The organism is Sphingomonas sp. AOB5, assembly GCF_029433115.1.
Classification (GTDB): Bacteria; Pseudomonadota; Alphaproteobacteria; order Sphingomonadales; family Sphingomonadaceae; genus Sphingomonas.
The window spans coordinates 1-20,188 of the sequence record NZ_JARNTV010000062.1 but is presented as its reverse complement, the minus strand read 5'-3'; the positions used below and the strand labels follow the sequence as shown (position 1 = coordinate 20,188).

Below are 20,188 nucleotides of genomic sequence, written 5' to 3'. Positions count from 1 at the left end.
GCAGCGGCGAGCGCGGCTGCCCGACGCGCGACATTCCCGCGCGCCCGCGCCGGCTGGGCCACATGATCCTGTTCACCCCCGACGTCGCGCGCCAGCAGCGTTTCTATGGCGATGTGCTCGGCATGAAGGTGAGCGACACGATCACCGACGAATATGCCGCCTTCATGCGCGTGCCGGGCGACAGCGATCACCATGTGCTCGGCCTGCTCAAGTCGAGCGGCCCCGGCTTCCATCACGCCAGCTTCGAGATGGGATCGATCGACGAAGCTGCGCTGGGCGCACAGCGCCTGTTCGGCAAGGGATATCGCCACGCATGGGGTCCCGGCCGCCACGGCGTCGGCTCCAACTATTTCCATTACTTCCGCGATCCGTGGAACGGCATGGCCGAATATTATTTCGACATGGATTTCGTGCCCGCGGATTTCGAATGGCCGGTGACCGACTGGACCAAGAAGGACGGCATGTTCCTCTGGTCCGCAGACGGTCCGCCGCCGCCCGATTTCGGGAGAAACTACGAACTGGATTGAGGCCATGGCGCCGGGCCTCGCTCGCCTGACCTGACCGGCGCCTCAGATACCGAAACCAACAACGCCCGCGCCATGCAGCGCCGGGCGACGGGAGGGCTATGTCATGAAGAAAACGACCTTTTACAGTGCCGCCGCCATCGCGATCGCCGCGTCGATCGCCATCCCCGGCATCGCCCATGCGCAGGACAGCGCGGGAGCGACCGAGACCGAGGATGCCAGCGGGATCAGCGACATCGTCGTCACCGCCAGCCGCACCGGCGAGACCAGTGCGCAGAGCACGCCGATCGCGATGAGCGTATTCTCCGCGGACCGGCTCGACGGATCGCTGGTGATGAACGTCAAGGATCTGGTCGCCGTCGTACCCAGCCTCAACGTCGCCCAGGTGACCGCCAGCGCGGTGATCTACATGCGCGGCATCGGATCGTCGAACGTGTTCGGCGGATCGGATCCCAGCGTCACGACCCAGCTCGACGGCGTCTATATCGCCCGTGCATTCGGCCAGTTCCAGGACTTTGCCGATGTCGAGCGGCTCGAAGTGCTGCGCGGCCCGCAGGGCACGCTCTATGGCCGCAACGCGATCGGCGGGACGATCAACATCATCTCGCGCAAGCCGTCGAACGAGTTCACCGGCAAGGCGCAGGTGACGCTGGGCAGCTATGAAGCGGTGACGCTTCAGGGCTTCGTCGCCGGCCCGATCGTGCGCGACGTGGTGCAGGTGAGCCTGGCCGCCAGCTATGTCCGCCGCGGCGATTATTTCGACAATATCGCCACCGGCCAGCCAGGCACGCAGAACGCCAATCGCGGCGGCGTGCGCGGCCAGGTCCGCATCGTGCCGGCGCCGGGAGTCGAACTGATCACCCGCGCCGACTGGAGCAAGGGCAATGAGCGGTTCGACAGCTACGACCATCTGCTCGTCCAGTTCCGGCCCGGCGGCGCCAATGGCGCCCCGCTCGCGAACAGCATCGTCGGCGACTATCACCGCGTCGCGCTCAATTCGCCGCAGTTCAACCGGACCGAATTCTGGGGCATCAGCCAGGAAGCGACCTTCGACCTTTCGGATCAGGTCGCGCTCAAATCGCTGACCGCCTATCGCCGCAGCAGCTATAATCTGCGCGTCGATAGCGACGGCACCGAGATCCTCGCCGCCGAAGCGGGTCAGGCCGAAATCTCGCGCCAGTTCAGCCAGGAATTCAATCTCACCTATAATTCCGACCGGCTGAGCGGCGTGATCGGGCTGTTCTATTTCCACGACAAGACCAGCACCAATCTCTACGCCAACAACTATGCCAGTCCGGTGCTGCCCGCGGCGAACGCGTTCCGCATCAACACCACGCCGGACAGCTATACCCGCTCGCTCGCGGCCTTCGCCCAGGCAACGTTCAAGATCACGCCGGAACTGGGGCTGACCGCAGGCATCCGCTACACCCACGATCGCAAGCGGATCGAGCAGAACTTCCAGCGCATCTCCCTGGCCACCAACCTGCCGACCCCGGGGTTCCCGTTCGTCCATACGCTCGAGCGCGATTTCGATGCCTTCACGCCCAAGTTCGGTTTCGATTGGCAGGTGACGCCCAACGTGCTGGTCTATGGATCGGTGACGCGCGGCTTCAAATCGGGCGGCACCAGCATCTTCGCCAACAATCCCGCCGACCTGTCGTTCGCGCCGGAAGCGATCTGGTCGTACGAGGGCGGCATCAAGAGCGACCTGCTCGATCGCCGGCTGCGGATCAACGCCAGCGTGTTCCGCTACGACTATACCGATCTGCAGGTGCAGTCGCTGGTCGCACCGGGCGTGGTGGCGATCCGCAATGCGGCGGACGCGCGCGTGACCGGCGCCGAGCTGGAGATTACCGCAAAGCCCGTCGAGGCGCTGACGCTGACCGCCAACTATGCGCTGCTCGACGCCCAGTATCAGTCGTTCCCGACATCGAGCGTGCCGAACCAGCTCGTGCCCTTCCTGACCGGCGATCCGCGCTTCAATGCGGGCACGCGCACCTATAACGCGACCGGCAACCGGCTGAACGCCGCGCCCGAGCACCAGCTTTCGGGATCGGCCCAGCTGAATTTCGACGTGCTGAACGGCAAGGCATTTCTGCGCGGCGAATATTATTATCAGAGCCGGGTGTTCTACGATCCGTCGAACGCCGCGATCTTCGGCCAGCCGGGCTATAGCCTGATCAACGCCTCGATCGGCTGGACCAGCGCCGACAAGGGCTGGAATATCCAGCTGATCGGCAAGAACCTGACCGACGAGCAATATCTGATCACCATCGCCGCCAACGGGCTGGTGCCCGCAGGCCTGGCAGGCGCGCCGCGCACCTTCGCGCTGCAGGTGACGAAGAGCTGGTAAGAGGAGAGACAGGATGACGAAGCTGGCGATCTGGGCGACGATGCAGGCCAAACCCGGGCTGGAGGACGAGGCGCGGGATTTTCTGAAAGAGGCGCATCGCCGGATCGCCAGCGACGAGCCGGGCACGACCAGCTTCCACGCGCTGGATCTGGGCGGGGGCGCCTTCGCGATCTTCAACACTTTCGCCGGTGAGGCGGGGCTGATGGAGCATGTGAACGGGCCGATCGCGGCCTGGGTTCAGGCAATGAACCCGGAACTGTTCGTCGCGCCCTATGCGATCACCCGCAGCGAGCTGATCGCCCACACGCCATATCGCGCCACCAGCGCCGCGTGACCGGCATGACCGATCGCTTCGACTGCGAGGTGCTGGTGGTCGGCGCCGGCCCGACCGGGCTGCTCGCCGCCAATCTGCTCAAGCGCGCCGGAGTCGATGTCCGGATCGTCGAGCAGCGCAGCGAAGCGACCCGGGAATCTCGCGCCTTCGCGGTGCAGGCGCGCACACTGGAGCTGCTGGACTCGATCGGCCTAGCCGGCACCTTCGTCGCGCAGGGGGTGCGGGCGGATTCGGTCAACATCCATGTGAAGGGGCGGTTTCGCGGCGGGCTGGATTTCACCCGCGCGCGGGCCGACGACACACCCTATCCCTTCATCCTGATGATCCCGCAGTCGAAGACCGAGGCGATCCTGGCCGCGGACTGCGCGGCGCTGGGCGTGACGGTCGAGCGTGGCGTAACGGTAACGGGAATCGCGCAGGACGAGAGCGGGGTCACCACGCAGACCGCGGGTGCCGGCACGATCCGCAGCCGCTTCGTGATCGGCGCGGACGGATCACGCAGTGTGGTCCGCCGCGAAGCGGGGCTAGGCTGGGACGGCGACATGCTGCCCCAGCGCTTCCTGCTTGCCGATTGCCGGGTGGAGTGGCCGCTCGACCATGACCGGTTCCGCGTGTTCCTGAATGGCCCGCTGATCGGACTGTTCCTGCCGCTCGACGGCGCGAAGCTGTCGCGCGTGATGGCGACCGATCTCAGCGGCACCTTTGGCGACGAGGATGGGAGCAAGCCGGCCCCGCTCGATCTGGCCGAAATGCAGGCCGGGCTGGCCGCCGCGATCGCGCTGCCGGTAACGCTGTCCGATCCGGTGTGGGTGACGCGATACCGCGCGCATCATCGTTTCACCGACCGCTACCGCGCCGGACGGATGTTCGTCGCCGGCGACGCGGCGCACATCCATTCTCCCGCCGGCGGGCAAGGCATGAATACCGGCCTGCAGGATGCCGCCAACCTCGCCTGGAAACTCGCCGCGATGCTGCGCGGTGGCGCGGACGACGCGCTGCTCGACAGCTATGACGCGGAGCGGCGGCCGGTCGGCGAGGCCGTGGTCCGCTCGACCGGCAAGCTGTTCGCTGCCGCCGCCGGGCAGGCCGGGTGGAAGGCCGCGATACGGGACCGCGCCGTGTCGGCGCTGCTGCCGCTGATCTCGCGTGCACCGCCTTTCCAGAAAAAGGCGTTCCGCAACGCCTCGCAGCGCGCGATATCCTATCGGACGGATCGCACCGGAAAGACACCGGGACCGGGCGACCGCGCACCCGATGCGAAGCTGCGCGACGGATCGGTCTTCGCGTTGCTGCGCGGCTACCGCTTCGCCCTTCTGATATTCTCGCGCACCCCGCTGGATGACGCGGATGCAGCGCGGGTAGCCGCGGTGCGGGCGCGCGGAATCGCCGTCGGCGTGATCGCGGGACCACAACCCGACGAAGCCTTCTCGCGCTACAATGTCGCGGATCGCGCGGTGCTGCTGGTGCGGCCCGATGGCTATATCGCATGGCGCAGCGATACGTTGGAAATCGAGGCCGCCGCGTCGTGCATCCCATGATCAACCTGCCGCCCCGCGCCGGACCGCGCCCGGAAACCCAGCCCTGCGCACCGCACAGCCAGTTGAGCCAGTGCCTGCCGCCGGGCGAACGCCGTCCGCTGACCGAGGCACTGGTCGAGGGGCTGGGCACTCTCGACCATGTCCGGCTCGGATGGAGCATGCGTGCGCCGCCGGGGACGGTCGGCTTCTTTCTCGATTCCTCGCAGGCCGCCGCGGACGAGCGCGCCTTCCTGCTCGGCCACGAATTTGCGCATGTCCATGGCGAGGATGACGGCAGCCTCCACGCGATCCTGCCCGAGCCGCTGCGCAGCGAAGCGATCGCCAAGGGCTGGGCCGAGCCGCATCCGCTTGCCGGCCGCCCGACCGTCTCGCCGGACACGGTGATGATCTATGCGCCGCGCGATGCCGGAGAGGTGGCACTGATCCTCGCGCTGCTCCGACAAAGCCGGCGGAACGCGTTGAGGGACCCTGAGCGCTGACCCTCAGTCGCCGCGATACTCATACCATTTGAGGTCCATCGTCCCCTGCCCATGGGTGCAGAAGATGTCGGTCCGCTTCGCATCGCCGCGGACATGGCCGGTCTTGCAGTCGGCGGCGGCCATCGCATTGTCCATCAGCATGGCGGTCCAGCCCTGCCCCGACGCGTCCTTCGCCTTGTAGTAATAGGTGCTGCTCGCCCCGCCGCTGGCGCCCGCGACGATCTCCGGCACGCCGTCATTGTCGAAGTCCGCCAGCGCGATCGTGTGGCCGCGCTGGAGGCGGTTGTCGATCACGTTGCGGAGAAAGCGGCCCTGCGCGTCCTGGGTGTAGACCACCACCAGATTGCCGTGGAACGGCTCGATCGTCGCGAAGAAGCGCCGCCCGCCGAGCATCCCCACCGCGACGTCGCTCGACCCGTTGTCGGGCCATGGCGCGGGATTGCCGAGCGTCAGCAGGGTGCGGGTCCATTTGCCGTCCTTGCCAAGGCCATGCATCCAGGTGCCGCTCTGGCCCGAGGTGAGGATATCCTCGCGCCCGTCGCCGTCCCAGTCGATCACGGTCAGCCCGTGGACCGGCCCGACATTGGCCTGCGTTACCAGCTCGCGCTTCCAGTCCGGCGCGCGATAGACGAACAGCGGCACGTTCAGATGGTCGGGATCGTTGCTGGTCACCGGTTGCGACTTCGGATTGAGGATCGGGGCGACCACCAGCGCCTTCTTCCCGCTCCCGTCGATATCGGCGAACAGCACGCGGTGCGGCGACGGGACGCGGTCGATCTCCCGCAGGGTCCAGGGCGCGTCCGGATCGCTGCCGGTGCTGCTCAGGATCGCGATCTTCCCGACGCTCAGCGACGGGTTCATGTGGAAGAGATAGGTGACCGCGATCTCCGGGATGCCGTCCCCGTCGAGATCCGCGGCGTGCATATTGACCATCTGCGGCAGCGCTTCGGGCGTGCGGATGATGTGCGGAGTCCAGTAGGGATTTTCGTACCAGACCAGATGATCCTCGCGCTGACCCAGCGCGATCAGATCCTGTTTGCCGTCGCGGTTCATGTCGATCGGCACGACGACATAGAGGCCGCGGATGTTCGATCCGATGGTGTGGATGTCGAACGGCGCGGTCACCGGCGGAAGCTCGGGCTGTGGCGTGGCGAGCGGCCGGGGTGCATCGGGTGCGGGCGGGCGCGGCGCGAAGCCGGTATAGGTCGCGGGATCGGTGATCGGCGGCGGTACCGCCTGTGCGAACACCGGCACGGCGGCGGCGATTGCGGCGATCGTCGCCGGACCGGTCAGCAGATGCCTCGTGACGGATCGCATCCCGTCCCTCCCCTGTTCGGGCAACCTCGATCGGGTTGCGCCCGTTTCGCATCTTGTATACGTGTATTTCAAATTGCGTACAAGAAACGCGGGAGGGGAAGATGGCCGGATCGATCCGTGGCGCAGGCCGCATGGGCAATATCCGCTGGCTGATGGTCGGGCTGGCCTTTGCCGCGGCCGCCGTCTCCTATCTCGACCGCAGCAACATCTCGATCGCAGCGCCGCTGCTGAAGGCCGATCTGGGCATCAGCCAGCGCGAGCTGGGGCTGGTCTTCAGCGCTTTCGTGTTCGGCTATGCGCTGACCCAGCCCATCGCGGGCCGCCTCGCCGACCGGTTCGGCGCACGGCGCACCGTCGCGATCGGGCTGGTTTGGTGGAGCGTGCTGACTGCGGCCACTGCGATGATCTCGACCACCATGGCCGGCGCCTTCGGGATGCTGCTGCTGGTCCGCGGCCTGCTCGGCGTCGGCGAGGCGGTGATCTTCCCGGCAAGCAACCGGCTGGTCGCCAGCTGGATCCCGGCGCATGAGCGGGGTCTCGCCAACGGGCTGATCTTCGCCGGGGTCGGGGTGGGTGCGGGCATCGCGCCACCGCTGATCACCACCATCATGCTGGCATGGGACTGGCGCGCCGCCTTCTGGGCGAGTGCTGCGATCGGACTGGTCATGCTCGCCATCTGGCTGACCTTCGTCCGCGATACGCCCGAGCGCCATCCGCTCGTTGGCGCGGGTGAGCGCGAGCATATCGCATCGCACAGCGTCGCCGCCGATCCCGCTGCGCCGGTCAAGCTGGCGCCGTGGCGCCGGATCATCTTCCACCGCCAGATCGCGCTGCTGACGCTGGCCTATATCTGCTTCGGCTATGTCGCCTATATCTTCTTCACCTGGTTCTTCACCTATCTTTCCAGCGTGCGCGGGCTCGATCTGAAATCGAGCGGCATCTATGCGATGCTGCCCTTCATCGCGATGGCGATCGCCTCGCCGCTCAGTGGTTTCATCTCCGATAGGCTCGTCCCGCGCTTCGGCCGCCGCATCGGCCGCTGCGTGCCTGCAGCGATCGGCATGGCGCTGGCCGGGCTGTTCGTCGCGCTGGCGACGCAGGTGCAGGACCCGCGGCTCGCCGCCGTGATCCTCGCGCTGGGCTCGGGCTCGCTCTACCTTTCCCAAAGCGCCTTCTGGACGCTGAGCGCCGATATCGGCGGTCACTCCGCCGGATCGGTCTCCGGCCTGATGAACATGGGCAACCAGCTGGGCGGCGCGACCGTCGCCGCGATCACGCCGATCCTTGCCGAGACCCTCGGCTGGTCCGGCTCCTTCTTCTGCGCATCGGCTGCCGCTCTGGTGGGCGCGGCCGCGTGGCTCTTCATCGATCCGGATGCCAGCCTGAAACTCGACTGATACGCGAAATCAGTCGGTGGATTCGTCGTGGCCATTGATTAGTTCGTTCGAACGAATTAGTGGGCGCGGCATGTCTGAAGCGACTCGCGCCTCCACCACCGATCATTTGCTGACGATCGCGATCGACCGGTTCGGCCGCGCCGGCCTCGAGGGCGCGAGCACGCGCGACATTGCCGGGGCAGCGGGCAAGCCGCTGTCGGCGATCACCTATCATTTCGGCGGCAAAGAGGGGCTGTACCTCGCCGCGGCCGAGCATATCGCGGGGCAGATCCGCGGCTGGATCGGCCCCGCGCTCGCCATGTCGCACGAGATCTGCGCCGAGGATGGCGATCCCGCCGCCGCGCGCGCCGCGCTTCAGGGCATATTGGGCGCGGCGGTGGCGATCATGACCCGCGACGAGACCGAAGCCTTTGCCCGCTTCATCATCCGCGAGCAGGCCGAACCGACCGAGGCCTTCAATATTCTCTATGACGGCGTGATGGGTCCGGCGAGCGACCGCGTCTGCGCGCTGCTGCAATGCGCCGCGGGCGGCAGGCTCGATCCCGCCGAAGCCCGGCTGCGCACGCTGATGCTGATCGGGCAGGTGCTGATGTTCCGCGTATGCCGCGCCACCGTGCTGCGCGGCATGGGGTGGAGCGACATCGGCCCGGCCGAGCAGATCGCGATCCGCCGCATCGCCACCGATCATCTCGACGCGATCCTCGATCGTCTCGCCAAGGGAGACCCAGCGTGAACCGCCGCCGCATCCTCGTCATCGCCGCTGTCGCGATTCTCGTCATCGCTGCGTTCGCGACGCGGGGCTTCGGCCTTGTCGGCGGCAAGGCCGATGGCGCGCTGACGCTCTCGGGCAATGTCGACATCCGTCAGGTCGACCTCGCCTTCCGCGTGCCCGGCCGCATCGCCAGCATGCCGCATGAGGAAGGGACCCGCGTCGAGGCCGGCGCGGTGCTCGCCGAACTGGAAACCCGTCCGCTGGGCGATGCGCTGGCACAGGCCAATGCCCAGGTCGAAGTCGCCAATGCCGAGCTGCGCAAGCGTGCCGGCGGCAACCGCCCGCAGGAAATCGCGCAGGCCGAGGCACGTCTCGCCGAGGCCAATGCCAGCCTCGCCCAGGCACGCGAGGAGTTCGAACGCCGCAGCGAACTGGTGAAGACCGGCGCCGTCAGTCAGGCATTGTTCGAAGCCTCGCAGGCCAAATATCGCGCCGCACAGGCACAGGTCCGCGCCGCCGAACAGGCCCTGTCGCTCCAGCGCGCGGGCGCCCGGCGCGAGGATATCCTCGCCGCCGTCGCCACCCGCGATTCCGCCCGCGCCCAGCGCGACCGTGCCTCGACCGACCTGTCCGACGCGGTGCTGCGTGCGCCCAATGCCGGTGTGCTGCTGACCCGCGCGCGCGAACCGGGCGCGATCGTCCAGCCGGGCGAGACGGTGCTGACCCTCACCATCGACCGGCCGATGCGGGTGCGCGCCTATATCTCCGAGAACGACCTGTCGCGCGTCTCGCCGGGCATGGCGGTGACCGTTACCGCCGACGGCAATCCGAAGACCTACAAGGGCCGCATCGCCTTCATCTCGCCGACCGCGGAATTCACGCCCAAGACGGTCCAGACCGAGGATCTGCGCACCGATCTGGTCTATCGCGTCCGCATCCTGGTCGACGATCCCGACGACGCGCTGCGTCAGGGCCAGCCCGTTTCGGTCTCGGTCACCGGCGCCCGCCCGGCGAAGAAGTGAGATGGCAGACGCCGCCGCCATCGCGACCGGCGTGGTCAAGCGCTTCGCGCCCGATGCTCCGCCCGCGCTCGACGGCGTGGGGATCGAGATCCTGCCCGGCAAGATGACCGGGCTGGTCGGGCCCGATGGCGCGGGCAAGACCACGCTGATCCGCATCATCGCCGGGCTGATCGAACCCGATGCGGGCGAAGTGATCGTCGGCGGCCGCCCCGCGCTCGACGCCGATCGCAGCCAGCTCGGCTATATGCCCCAGCGCTTCGGCCTGTACGAAGACCTGACCGTCCGCGAAAATCTCGATCTCTATGCCGAGCTACGCGGCCTGAGCCATGACGAGCGCGAGGAACGGTTCGGCAAGCTGCTCGACTTCACCGATCTCAAGCGCTTCCAGCAGCGGCTCGCGGGCAAGCTCTCGGGCGGCATGAAGCAGAAGCTGGGCCTCGCGTGCGCGCTGGTCCGCGCACCCAAATTGCTGCTGCTCGACGAGCCGGGCGTCGGCGTCGATCCCGTCTCGCGCCGCGAACTGTGGGCGATGGTCCGCGATCTGGCGGGCGAGGGGATCGGCGTGCTGTGGTCCACCGCCTATCTCGACGAAGCCGAGCAGTGCGATACCGTGTTCCTGCTGAGCGAAGGCAGGCTGCTCCACAGCGGCCCGCCGCGCGACCTGACCGCGACGATGCAGGGCCGGATCGTCCGGCTCGACGTGCCGGAGAAAGCGCGCCGCGCGACCCTGCGTCAGGCGCTCGATCATCCGGCGATCGAGGACGGCACGGTGCAGGGCGATTCGATCCGGCTGATGCTGCGTCCCGATACGAAAGCACCCGAGGCACAGGCCATCGGCGGCGAACCGGGCAGGAAGCTGCGCAAGGCCGAGCCACGGTTCGAGGACGCGTTCATCGATCTGCTCGGCGGCGGCCCCAAGGGCACGTCCGAACTGGCTGAACATTATCCGCTGATCCCCGAAACCGGCGAAGCGGCCATCGAAGCGCGCGGCCTGACCAAGCGCTTCGGCGACTTCACTGCCGCGCGCGACGTCAGCTTCCGCGTCGGGCGCGGGCAGGTGTTCGGGCTGCTCGGCCCGAACGGTGCGGGCAAGTCGACCACCTTCAAGATGCTGTGCGGCCTGCTCACCCCCAGCGAAGGCACCGGATCGGTCGCGGGCAACGACCTGCGCACCGCCAGCGCCGATGCCCGCCAGTCGCTCGGTTATATGGCGCAGAAATTCTCGCTCTATGGCGATCTGAGCGTCCGTCAGAATCTCGATTTCTTCGCCGGTGCCTATGGCCTGTCGGGCAGCGACGCGAAGCAGGCGATCGAGCGTGCGATCGAGATCTTCCACCTCGAGCGCTACCTCAAGGACAATAGCGGCGGTCTGCCGCTCGGCTACAAGCAGCGGCTCGCACTGGCATGCGCCGTGCTCCACGAACCGCCGGTGCTGTTCCTCGACGAGCCGACCTCGGGCGTCGATCCGATCGTGCGCCGCGAATTCTGGACCCATATCAACGGGCTGGTCGAGAAGGGCGTGACCGTGCTGGTCACCACCCACTTCATGGAGGAAGCCGAATATTGCGACCGCATCGCGCTGATCTACCGCGCCGAGCAGATCGCGACCGGCACCCCCGATGAGCTGAAGGCACAGGTCGGGCGGCCCGACGCGACGATGGAGGATGCCTTCATCGCGCTGATCGAAGCGTCCGACCGCGCCCGAGAAGCGGAGGCCGCATGAACCGGCCGTTCGATCCCCGCCGCTTCCGCGCGATGCTGGTCAAGGAAACGCACCAGATCGTGCGCGATCCGTCGACCTTCCTGATCGCGCTGGTCCTGCCGCTGCTGCTGCTGTTCCTGTTCGGCTATGGCGTGAACCTCGATTCCTCGCGCACCCGGATCGGCATCGCGGTGCAGGACGACAGCGCGGTCGCGGCGAGCCTTGCCGGCGCGTTCCAGAACTCGCGCTATTTCGAGGTGGTCGAGACCGGCGGTATGAAGAAGCTGCGCGACAACCTGATCGGCGACCGCATCCGCGGCATCATCGTTATCCCGCAGGACTTCGGCCGGCAGGTCGCGCGCGGCGGCGGCTCGATCCAGGTGGTGACCGACGGTTCGCTGCCCAACACCGCCGCCTTCATCGCCGCCTATTCCGAGGGCGTCCGCGCCACCTGGGCCGCTTCCCGCGCCAGCGATGCGGGCGGGTTGCGCCAGCCGCCCATCGCCGTCACCTCGCGCTTCTGGTTCAACCCCGAACTGGCCAGCCGCTACTTCCTCGTCCCCGGATCGATCGCGGTGGTGATGACCATGATCGGATCCTTGCTCACCGCGCTGGTGGTCGCGCGCGAATGGGAACGCGGCACGCTCGAGGCGCTGATGGCCACCCCCATCGGCATGGGCGAATTCATCCTGACCAAGGTGATCCCCTATTTCGTGCTGGGCCTCGGATCGATGGCGATGTGCACCGTGCTGGCGATCACCATCTTCGGCGTGCCGTTCCGCGGCAGCCCGCTGGCGCTGCTGGTGATCGCGTCGGTCTATCTGATCCCCTCACTGGGGCAGGGGCTGCTGATCTCGGCGGCGGTCAAGAACCAGTTCGTCGCCAGCCAGGTCGCTTTGCTCACGGCCTTCCTGCCGACGATGCTGCTTTCGGGCTTCCTGTTCGAGATTTCGTCGATGCCGAAGCCGATCCAGGCGCTGACCTATCTCGTCCCCGCGCGCTACCTGATCCCCCAGCTCCAGACGGTGTTCATCGCGGGAGACGATTGGGGCCTGTTCCTGCCCAATCTCGCCACGCTCGCGGTGTTCGGCGCCGGGCTGTTCGTGATGTGCGTGCGTGTCACGCAGCGGAGGATCGCATGATCGGCGCGCGCCTGCGGGCGATCATCGTCAAGGAGCTATGGGCGATCCTGCGCGATCCCAAGGCGCGGATCACGCTGATCGTGCCGCCGATCCTCCAGCTGTTCCTGTTCGGCTTCGCTTCCACGCTGGAAGTGACCAGCATCCGCGTCGGCGTGCTCGACATGGATGGCGGGGCGTACAGCCAGGAAGTGATCCAGCGGATCGCGGGCAGCCCCAATGTCGCGCGCATCGTCTCGCTGCGTTCCGACGCCGAGCTGCGCCAGGCGATCGACCGGCAGCAGGTGATCGCCGCGGTGCGTTTCGGCCCGACCTTCTCGGCGGATATCGCCGCGGGCCGGGGCGCCACCATCGGCGCCATCTATGACGGCCGCCGCTCGAACGCCGCGCAGATCGTGTCGGGCTATATCGAACGGATCGCGGGCGACGTCGGCGCCGGCCTGTCCGCGCGCGCGCCGCCGGCTGTCGGGCAGACGATCGTCACCCACTGGTTCAATCCCAACCTCACCTATCTCTGGTTCGTGATGCCGGCTCTGGTGGTGATCATCGCCGCCGTCTCGTCGCTGTCAGTCGTGTCGCAATCGGTGGCGCGCGAACGCGAGCTGGGAACGTTCGATCAGCTGATGGTCTCGCCCTTCCGCACCTGGGAGATTCTCGTCGGCAAGATGATGCCCCCGGTGATCATCGGCATCGCCAACGTCACCCTGTTCGTGGTGCTGATCCCGACCGTGTTCGGGGTGCCGCTGACCGGATCGGTGCCGCTCTTCTATGTCGCGCTGATCTTCTACCTGCTCGCGCTGACTGGCATCGGAATGCTGATCTCGACCTTGTCGATGACCCAGCAACAGGCGTTCCTCGGCATGTTCCTGGCCAGCGTGCCGCTGATCATCCTGTCGGGCTATGCGAGTCCCGTCGACAACATGCCCGACTGGCTGCGGATGATCGCCTATGCCAACCCGCCGACTTGGTTCCTGAACATCTGCGAGGGCGTGTTCCTCAAGGCCATGCCCGCCTCGGAGATCCTCGCCAACACCTGGCCGCTCGTCCTCATCGCCGCCGTCACCATCGGCGCCGCGTCGATGCTGTTCCGTTCGCGGATGGAGTAACCCCTATGCGCACCCTCCCCTTTCTCCTCCTGCTCCCGCTCGCCGCCTGCACGGTCGGCCCGGATTATCAGCGTCCGGTCGTGACCGGTGACACCGGCAACTGGATCGGCGCGGTACCTGTGGGCCAGGTCGATCTCGAGCCGTGGCGGCGGATGAACGATCCGCTGCTGATCGAGTTGATCGAGACCGGCGCCACCGCCAATCTCGATATCCGTCAGGCCGAAGCGCGGCTGCGCGAAGCACGCGCGGGCCGCGACGCGGTGCGCGGGGGTACGGGTCCGCAGGTCAATGCGACGGCTTCCGCCACCACCAACCGGCTGAGCGAGAACGGCCAGCTTCCGGTCGGCAAGATCCCGGGCCTGAGCCCCGAACTCGACCTGTTCGACGCAGGCTTCGACGCATCGTGGGAAATCGACCTGTGGGGCGGCCAGCGCCGCGCGGTCGAAGCCGCCGGTCGCCGCGCACAAGCCGCCGAGATGCAGCGGAACGAAGTCCGGCTTCAGGTCGTCGCCGAGATCGCCCGCACCTATGGCGAGTTGCGCGGGGCACAGGCCCAGCTGGCGATCGTGCGCAGCGATGCCGAAGCACAGCGCGCGATCGCCCGGCTGATCCGCCAGCGCTACCAGTCGGGCGAGGCCGCCCGGCTCGACGATGCTCGCGCCGATGCCACAGCCCGCAGCGCCGAAGCAGCGATCCCCGGCATCGAAGCCGATATCCGCGCCGCCACCTATCGTCTCGCTTTGCTTACCGGCCGCCCGCCCGAGGCCTGGCTCGACCGGCTGAGCGCTCCGGCACCGCTGCCGGTCCCGCCCGAACTGAGGGTAGACTCGGTCCGCTCCGACGTGCTGCGCCGCCGCCCCGATATCGCCGCTGCCGAAGCGAAGCTTGCCGCCGCGACCTCGGACGTCGGCACCGAAACCGCGAACCTGTTCCCGCGCTTCTCGCTGCTCGGCAGCATCGGTCAGCAGGCGCGCGAGCCGGGCGATCTGGTGTCGCTCGACAGCACCCGCTTCCAGTTCGGCCCGTCGCTGCGCTGGCCGATCTTCTCGATGGGCCGCATCCGCGCGCAAATCCGCGGCGCCGAGGCCCGCGCCGATTCCGCTGCAATCGATTACGAACGCGCAGTACTCGCCGCGCTGTCGGACAGCGAGACTGCGCTCAACCGCTATGCCGCTGCCCAGCTCGCCTCGGGCGAACTTGAGGCCGCTCGCGCGCAAGCCGCCACGGCGCTCGACCTGTCCCGCCAACGCTTCCGCGCGGGCGAGGACGACCGGCTGACCCTGCTCGACGCCCAGTCGCGCTTCAACGCCGCCGATCGCGCCGCCAGCGATGCCCGCACCCGCACCTTCCTTTCCTACATCGCATTGGTGAAGGCGCTCGGCGGCGGCTGGACCGCAGGATAATCGGCCAAAGCGTGTCCGTTTCCTGTTTCTGAACCCCGAGGAACTCGATATCCTGCACCCCAACAGGAGCAGATCATGAGCATTCTCGATTTCCTCAAGAAGCAGTTCGTCGACGTCATCGACTGGGTGGAAGAGCCGGGCGATCTCGGCCTGCGCTATCCGATGGAGGATCGCGAGATCCAGAACGGCGCAGAGCTGACCGTGCGCGCCGGGCAGATCGCCTTCTTCTACAATGAAGGCGTGATGGCCGATGTGTTCCACCCGGGCCAGTACACGCTGAACACCGCGAACCTTCCCCTGCTCACCTCGCTGCGCAACTGGGACAAGGGCTTCGCCTCGCCGTTCAAGTCGGACATCTATTTCTACACGCACAAGGAGCAAGCGGGCCTGAAATGGGGCACCGCCCAGCCGATCACGGTGCGCGACAAGGAATTCGGTCCGCTGCGCGTCCGCGCCTTCGGCAGCTATTCGTTCCGGATCGAGGATATTCCCACCTTCGCGGTGAAGATGATGGGTACGCTCGACAAGCTCGAGGTCGAGGATATCGAGCCTCAGCTGCGCGGCGCGATCGCCACGGCCATCGCCACCAGCCTGGGCGGCGGCGACGTCGCCTTTATCGACCTTGCAGCGGATCAGGCTGCGATGTCCGAACGGCTCAAGGCCGCGGTCCAGCCCGCCTTCGCGCAATGGGGCCTGGAGTGCACCAGCTTCTTCGTCGAGAGCGTGTCGCTGCCCGAGGACGTGCAGGCGATGCTCGACAAGGCGAGCTCGATGCGCGTGGTCGGCGATCTCGACCGGTTCGTGCGCTTCCAGAGCGCGGAGGCGATCGAGACGGCGGCGGCCCAGTCGGGCGGCATTGCCGGGATCGGGGCGGGTGCCGCGGCGGGCATGGCGATCGGTCAGAGCATGTCCGGCGGGATCGGTGGCGGCGCCGCTCCGGCAGCCGCTGCATCGGGCGAGGATGCATTCGCGCAGATCGAGAAGCTGCACAAGCTGCTGACCGTCGGCGCGATCACCCAGGCCGAGTTCGATGCGAAAAAGGCCGAGCTGATGGGCCGTATTCGCTGAACCGATGACGCTCACCACCCCCTGTCCCAATTGCGGCGCGGAAGTCGTGTTCCGATCGGCGGCGCTGCCGTCGCGCGTGTGCGACTATTGCCGCTCGCTGCTGGTGCGCAGCGATGATGGCGTGGCGGTGGTCGGCCAGTCGTCGCCGCTGCCGTTCGACGTCAGCCCGATCCAGATCGGGGTGCGCGGACAGGTGGACGGCCATGGCTTCGAAGTGATCGGCCGGATCCGCTGGGGCTGGACCGACGGATCGTGGAACGAGTGGCTGTTGTTGTTCGATGGCGGCGCGACCGCCTGGCTGGGCGATGCGATGGGCCAGTTCATGCTGGTGCAGGAACGCGACCTCGCCAGCGTCCGCACCCGCCACATCCACACGATCGTCGATGGACGCCACGCGATCCCGGGCACCGAGGTGCAGATGGATCGCGAGGCGATGACCATCGTCGATGCCCGCGACGTGATCTGCCTCGCCGCCGAAGGCGAACTGCCCTTCACGCCCAGGCCGGGCTGGCGGATGTACAGCGTCGATCTGCGCGGCAAGCAGGGCAATGTCGCCAGCCTGCAGCGCGACGATGACGGCGCGACCTTCTACGATGGCCGCTACGTCACTTTGGCAGAACTGAACCCGCGCGGACTGCGCCGCTTCGAAGGCTGGGCGAAACCCGATGCTGCCTGACGAAGCCCCCGAAACCGGGACGCTGCCGCAGCTGCAGCCGGTCGCGACCGCAAGGGCGCTGACTTGCCCGGCCTGTGGCGGCAGCCCGAAACTGCGCGCGGCGGGCTATTCGGTGACCGTCGCATGCGAATATTGCGGCTCGCTGCTCGACGTGTCCGATCCGACCGTCAAGCTGCTGGTCGAGAGCCATCGCGCCGCTGCCGAGCTCTCCATTCCGCTCGGCACCCGCGCGACGCTGCGTGGGATCGAATGGGAAGCGATCGGCTATCTCCGCCGGTCGGAAAACGGCGCCTATGGCTGGGAGGAGTTTCTCCTCTTCAATCCCTATCACGGCTATCGCTGGCTCATCTATAATCGCGGTGGATGGAGCCTGGGCGAGACGCGGACGACCTGGCCGAGCTATAGCTTCGGCAATGTCTCGATCGACGGCGAGCCGTACAAGGCGTTCTTCGCCGATGGCCGCGCGCAGGTCGATTACGTCATCGGCGAATTCTACTGGCGCGTGACCGTGGGCGAGGAAGTGTCGACCGACGACTGGGTCCGCCCCGGCTTCATGCTGTCGCGCGAGGCCAATGCCCATGAGGTGAGCTGGACGGTTTCCGAACTGCTCGAACCGCGCGAGATCGAGACCGCGTTCGGCATCCACGCATCGCGCAGCATCTGGCCGCCGCTGCCGCACCAGAAATCACCGCACACCGCTTGGCTAAGCCTTGGCTGGAAGATCGCCGCGGCGGCGCTCGCGTTCCTGATCATCGTCTCGATCGTCTTCGGCGGCAGCGCCACGCTGGCGGACAAGACACTCGCCATCCCACGTGACGGGCACGAGGCCAGCGCGACCATCGGTCCGATCACGCTCAACCGGCCCTATCAAAAGGTCGAGATCAGGGCCGATGTGCCAGGGCTCGCAAATGGCTGGGTCGATCTCGATTACAGCCTCGTCAACCGCGCCACCCAGCAAAGCTACGCCGCCTATGGCGCGGCGGAGCAATATTCGGGCGTGGATTCGGACGGGCGCTGGAGCGAAGGATCGGGCAGCAACAATGTCTCGGTCGCCAGCGTGCCCGCCGGCACCTATGACGTGGTGGTCGAATTCAAGGGCAATCGCTGGACCGGCGGTATCGACGGATCGACCTTCACGGATACGACCGCCGAAACCGGCATCGGTACCGGCTGGCTCGGCGGGGCGCTGGCCGATCCGCAAGTGCGGATCACCGTCACTCAGGGCGCCTTGTTCTTCTCGAACTTCCTGATCGCGCTGATCCTGATCCTGATCCCGCTGATCTGGGTGTTCTTCCGCCATGTCCATTTCGAACAGGCGCGCATGGCCGAAAGCGATTTCGCGCCGGTATCCGATGACGATGACGAGGACGACTGATGAGTACGAAGATCTTCTTCTATGCCCTGTGGTGCATGGCCGCGGTCGGCCTGTTCCTCGTCTCCGGCATGTTCTCCTACTCGCCCTTCGCGGACGGCGGTCGCTCGACCGTGCGCGGCGGCATCTACGGTCCCACCCATAAATAAGGGGAATTGGAAATGGCTACGACCCTTCCGCAGATACTCGCCACCCTGCTCTATTCGGCGATCGGCATCGTCGTGTTCGTTGTCGGCTTCGTCATTCTGGACATCCTGACCCCCGGCAAGCTGTGGGAAGAGATCGAGAAGAAGCAGAACAACGCCGTGGCGATCTTCGCGGGCGCGGTGGCGATCGGTCTCGCCATCATCGTCGCCGCCGCGATCCATGGCTGAGGCGGACCCGCCGAAACCGAAGAAGCTCGTCGCCTCCGCTCCCGCGGTGGCGCTGCTGGCGTCCGCCTTCGTCGTCGCAACCTGCGGCCTGATCTACGAACTGCTGGCGAGCACGCTGGCCAGCTATCTGCTGGGCGACAGCGTCACCCAGTTCTCGACCGTCATCGGCAGCTATCTGTTCGCGATGGGGATGGGGAGCTGGTTTTCCCGCTATGTAAAAAAGAACGAACTCCGCCTGTTCGTTCGCACAGAATTGCTGATCGCAGTGATCGGCGGCTGTTCGGCAGCAGCGCTGTTCCTGCTGTTCCCGGTGATCGATCATTTCCGCGTGGCGCTGTACGGTATCGTGCTCGCCATCGGCTTCCTGGTCGGCCTCGAGATCCCGCTGCTGATCCGGATCCTGCGCGGCTACGAGTTCCGCGAAGTCGTCTCCAACGTGCTGACCTTCGACTATGTCGGCGCGCTGGCAGCCAGCCTGCTCTTTCCGCTGATCCTGATGCCGCACCTGGGCATGATCCGCACCGGCTTCCTGTTCGGCTTCTTCAACGCCGCGGTCGCGCTCGCCTTGCTGTTCACCTTGCCCAAAACGATCGGTTTCCGGGTGGAGAAGTTTGCTTCGGTGCTGATCCTGATCGGCCTCGCCGCGGGCTTCTTCGCGTCCGACCGGTTGCAGCGCTGGGCCGAAGTCGCGGGCTATGGCGAGCCGGTGATCTATGCCGTGTCGACCAAGCATCAGCGGATCGTCCTCACGCGGCGCGGCGACGATCTGCGGCTGTATCTTAACGGCAATCTGCAATTCTCGTCGCGCGACGAATATCGCTATCATGAGGCACTGGTGCATCCGGCGATGGGCCGCGTCGCGCATCCCCGCAATGTGCTGATCCTTGGCGGCGGCGATGGCCTCGCCGCGCGCGAGGTGCTGCGTCACAAGGAGGTCGAGCATCTGACTTTGGTCGATCTGGACGGTGAGATGACCGACCTGTTCGCCAAGACCGACATGCTGACCCGGCTCAACGGCGGATCGCTGACCAATGCCAAGATGACCGTCATCAACGCGGACGGCTTCCGCTGGGCGCGTGAGGCTACAGGCCAGTACGACGCGATCATCGTCGATTTCCCCGATCCGGTCGATTACTCGGTCGGCAAGCTCTATACCGAGACCTTCTATCGCGCCGCGCGCAAGCTGCTCGCGCCGGGCGGGATGATGGTGGTGCAGAGCACCTCGCCGCTGGTCGCACCCAACGCCTTCTGGACCGTCGCGACGACGATGGAGTCCGCAGGCATGCAGACCCGCGCTTACCACGCCTATGTGCCGAGCTTCGGCGAATGGGGCTTCATCCTCGCCGCCAACGGCCCGATCCCCGACAAGGCGAACATCCCGACCGGCCGCTTCCTCACGCCCGAGATCGCCGAGCGTATGTTCGACTTCCCGCCGGACATGGCGCGGCGCCCCACGCCGGTGAACCGGCTCGACAATCAGGCGCTGGTCCGCGAATTCGCCGACGCTTGGAGCCGCTATGAAGGTTGATCCCAAATGATCGACAGGCGCGCAGCGCTCGGCCTCGGGGCGGGCGCAGTCGCGGCGGCGGGAGTGGGCATCGCCTATGGCTTCGCCCGCGAGACCCTGCCCGAAGGCGATCTCGACGGCGCCGACATGGCGCGCGGTCACCGG

At 66.8% G+C, this 20,188-nt stretch carries 19 protein-coding genes; 18 read left to right on the top strand and 1 reads right to left on the bottom strand.

Annotation, left to right across the window (positions count from 1 at the left end):
• From P1X14_RS18280 to P1X14_RS18260, 5 genes are all read left to right on the top strand, one after another.
• On the top strand, positions 1-527 hold a 527-nt coding region (locus P1X14_RS18280; protein WP_277316854.1), incomplete at its 5' end, for a VOC family protein.
• A 103-nt stretch (positions 528-630) separates the two neighbouring features.
• Positions 631-2,877 (top strand): TonB-dependent receptor, encoded by a 2,247-nt coding sequence (locus tag P1X14_RS18275; protein ID WP_277316853.1) that lies wholly within the window; start codon positions 631-633, stop codon positions 2,875-2,877.
• 13 nt (positions 2,878-2,890) lie between these two features.
• A complete protein-coding gene (locus P1X14_RS18270) occupies positions 2,891-3,211 on the top strand; it encodes an antibiotic biosynthesis monooxygenase (protein WP_277316852.1) in 321 nt (106 codons plus the stop codon).
• 5 nt (positions 3,212-3,216) lie between these two features.
• Positions 3,217-4,749: an FAD-dependent monooxygenase gene (locus P1X14_RS18265; RefSeq protein WP_277316851.1), complete on the top strand. Its 1,533-nt coding sequence runs from the start codon at positions 3,217-3,219 to the stop codon at positions 4,747-4,749.
• Positions 4,746-5,228, top strand: coding sequence for a luciferase family protein (locus P1X14_RS18260; RefSeq protein ID WP_277316855.1), 483 nt, complete (start codon positions 4,746-4,748; stop codon positions 5,226-5,228). The genes P1X14_RS18265 and P1X14_RS18260 overlap by 4 nt, the downstream gene beginning before the upstream one ends.
• Before the next feature lie 3 nt (positions 5,229-5,231).
• Here P1X14_RS18260 and P1X14_RS18255 read toward each other — a convergent pair whose 3' ends face one another.
• The gene (locus tag P1X14_RS18255) at positions 5,232-6,545 is read right to left on the bottom strand and encodes a VCBS repeat-containing protein (protein ID WP_277316850.1); all 1,314 of its coding nucleotides are present in this window, start codon (positions 6,543-6,545) and stop codon (positions 5,232-5,234) included.
• Positions 6,546-6,646: 101 nt separating this feature from the next.
• Between P1X14_RS18255 and P1X14_RS18250 the strand changes: the two genes are divergently transcribed.
• The 13 genes from P1X14_RS18250 to P1X14_RS18190 all read left to right on the top strand — a co-directional run bounded on the left by P1X14_RS18250 (position 6,647) and on the right by P1X14_RS18190 (position 20,044).
• On the top strand, positions 6,647-7,942 hold the full coding sequence (locus P1X14_RS18250; RefSeq protein WP_277316849.1) for an MFS transporter: 1,296 nt from the start codon (positions 6,647-6,649) through the stop codon (positions 7,940-7,942).
• A gap of 70 nt (positions 7,943-8,012) precedes the next feature.
• Positions 8,013-8,675: a CerR family C-terminal domain-containing protein gene (locus P1X14_RS18245; RefSeq protein ID WP_277316848.1), complete on the top strand. Its 663-nt coding sequence runs from the start codon at positions 8,013-8,015 to the stop codon at positions 8,673-8,675.
• Positions 8,672-9,676, top strand: coding sequence for an HlyD family efflux transporter periplasmic adaptor subunit (locus P1X14_RS18240; protein WP_277316847.1), 1,005 nt, complete (start codon positions 8,672-8,674; stop codon positions 9,674-9,676). The genes P1X14_RS18245 and P1X14_RS18240 overlap by 4 nt, the downstream gene beginning before the upstream one ends.
• Before the next feature lies 1 nt (position 9,677).
• A complete protein-coding gene (locus P1X14_RS18235; RefSeq protein ID WP_277316846.1) occupies positions 9,678-11,399 on the top strand; it encodes an ATP-binding cassette domain-containing protein in 1,722 nt (573 codons plus the stop codon).
• Positions 11,396-12,520 (top strand): ABC transporter permease, encoded by a 1,125-nt coding sequence (locus P1X14_RS18230; RefSeq protein WP_277316845.1) that lies wholly within the window; start codon positions 11,396-11,398, stop codon positions 12,518-12,520. Before P1X14_RS18235 ends, P1X14_RS18230 begins: the two co-directional genes overlap by 4 nt.
• Positions 12,517-13,623 carry an ABC transporter permease gene (locus tag P1X14_RS18225; protein ID WP_277316844.1) on the top strand — a complete coding sequence of 369 codons (1,107 nt, stop codon included), beginning with the start codon at positions 12,517-12,519 and terminating at the stop codon, positions 13,621-13,623. The genes P1X14_RS18230 and P1X14_RS18225 overlap by 4 nt, the downstream gene beginning before the upstream one ends.
• Before the next feature lie 5 nt (positions 13,624-13,628).
• Positions 13,629-15,026, top strand: a complete 1,398-nt coding sequence (locus P1X14_RS18220; RefSeq protein ID WP_277316843.1) for an efflux transporter outer membrane subunit — start codon at positions 13,629-13,631, stop codon at positions 15,024-15,026.
• Between the two features lie 75 nt (positions 15,027-15,101).
• Positions 15,102-16,094 (top strand): SPFH domain-containing protein, encoded by a 993-nt coding sequence (locus P1X14_RS18215; protein WP_277316842.1) that lies wholly within the window; start codon positions 15,102-15,104, stop codon positions 16,092-16,094.
• A 4-nt stretch (positions 16,095-16,098) separates the two neighbouring features.
• Positions 16,099-16,770 carry a DUF4178 domain-containing protein gene (locus tag P1X14_RS18210; RefSeq protein ID WP_277316841.1) on the top strand — a complete coding sequence of 224 codons (672 nt, stop codon included), beginning with the start codon at positions 16,099-16,101 and terminating at the stop codon, positions 16,768-16,770.
• Positions 16,760-18,145 carry a DUF4178 domain-containing protein gene (locus P1X14_RS18205; protein ID WP_277316840.1) on the top strand — a complete coding sequence of 462 codons (1,386 nt, stop codon included), beginning with the start codon at positions 16,760-16,762 and terminating at the stop codon, positions 18,143-18,145. Before P1X14_RS18210 ends, P1X14_RS18205 begins: the two co-directional genes overlap by 11 nt.
• Positions 18,145-18,291: a hypothetical protein gene (locus tag P1X14_RS18200; RefSeq protein WP_277316839.1), complete on the top strand. Its 147-nt coding sequence runs from the start codon at positions 18,145-18,147 to the stop codon at positions 18,289-18,291. Before P1X14_RS18205 ends, P1X14_RS18200 begins: the two co-directional genes overlap by 1 nt.
• A gap of 12 nt (positions 18,292-18,303) precedes the next feature.
• A complete protein-coding gene (locus P1X14_RS18195) occupies positions 18,304-18,516 on the top strand; it encodes a DUF350 domain-containing protein (RefSeq protein WP_277316838.1) in 213 nt (70 codons plus the stop codon).
• On the top strand, positions 18,509-20,044 hold the full coding sequence (locus tag P1X14_RS18190; RefSeq protein ID WP_277316837.1) for a polyamine aminopropyltransferase: 1,536 nt from the start codon (positions 18,509-18,511) through the stop codon (positions 20,042-20,044). Before P1X14_RS18195 ends, P1X14_RS18190 begins: the two co-directional genes overlap by 8 nt.
• The last annotated feature ends 144 nt before the right edge of the window (positions 20,045-20,188 follow it).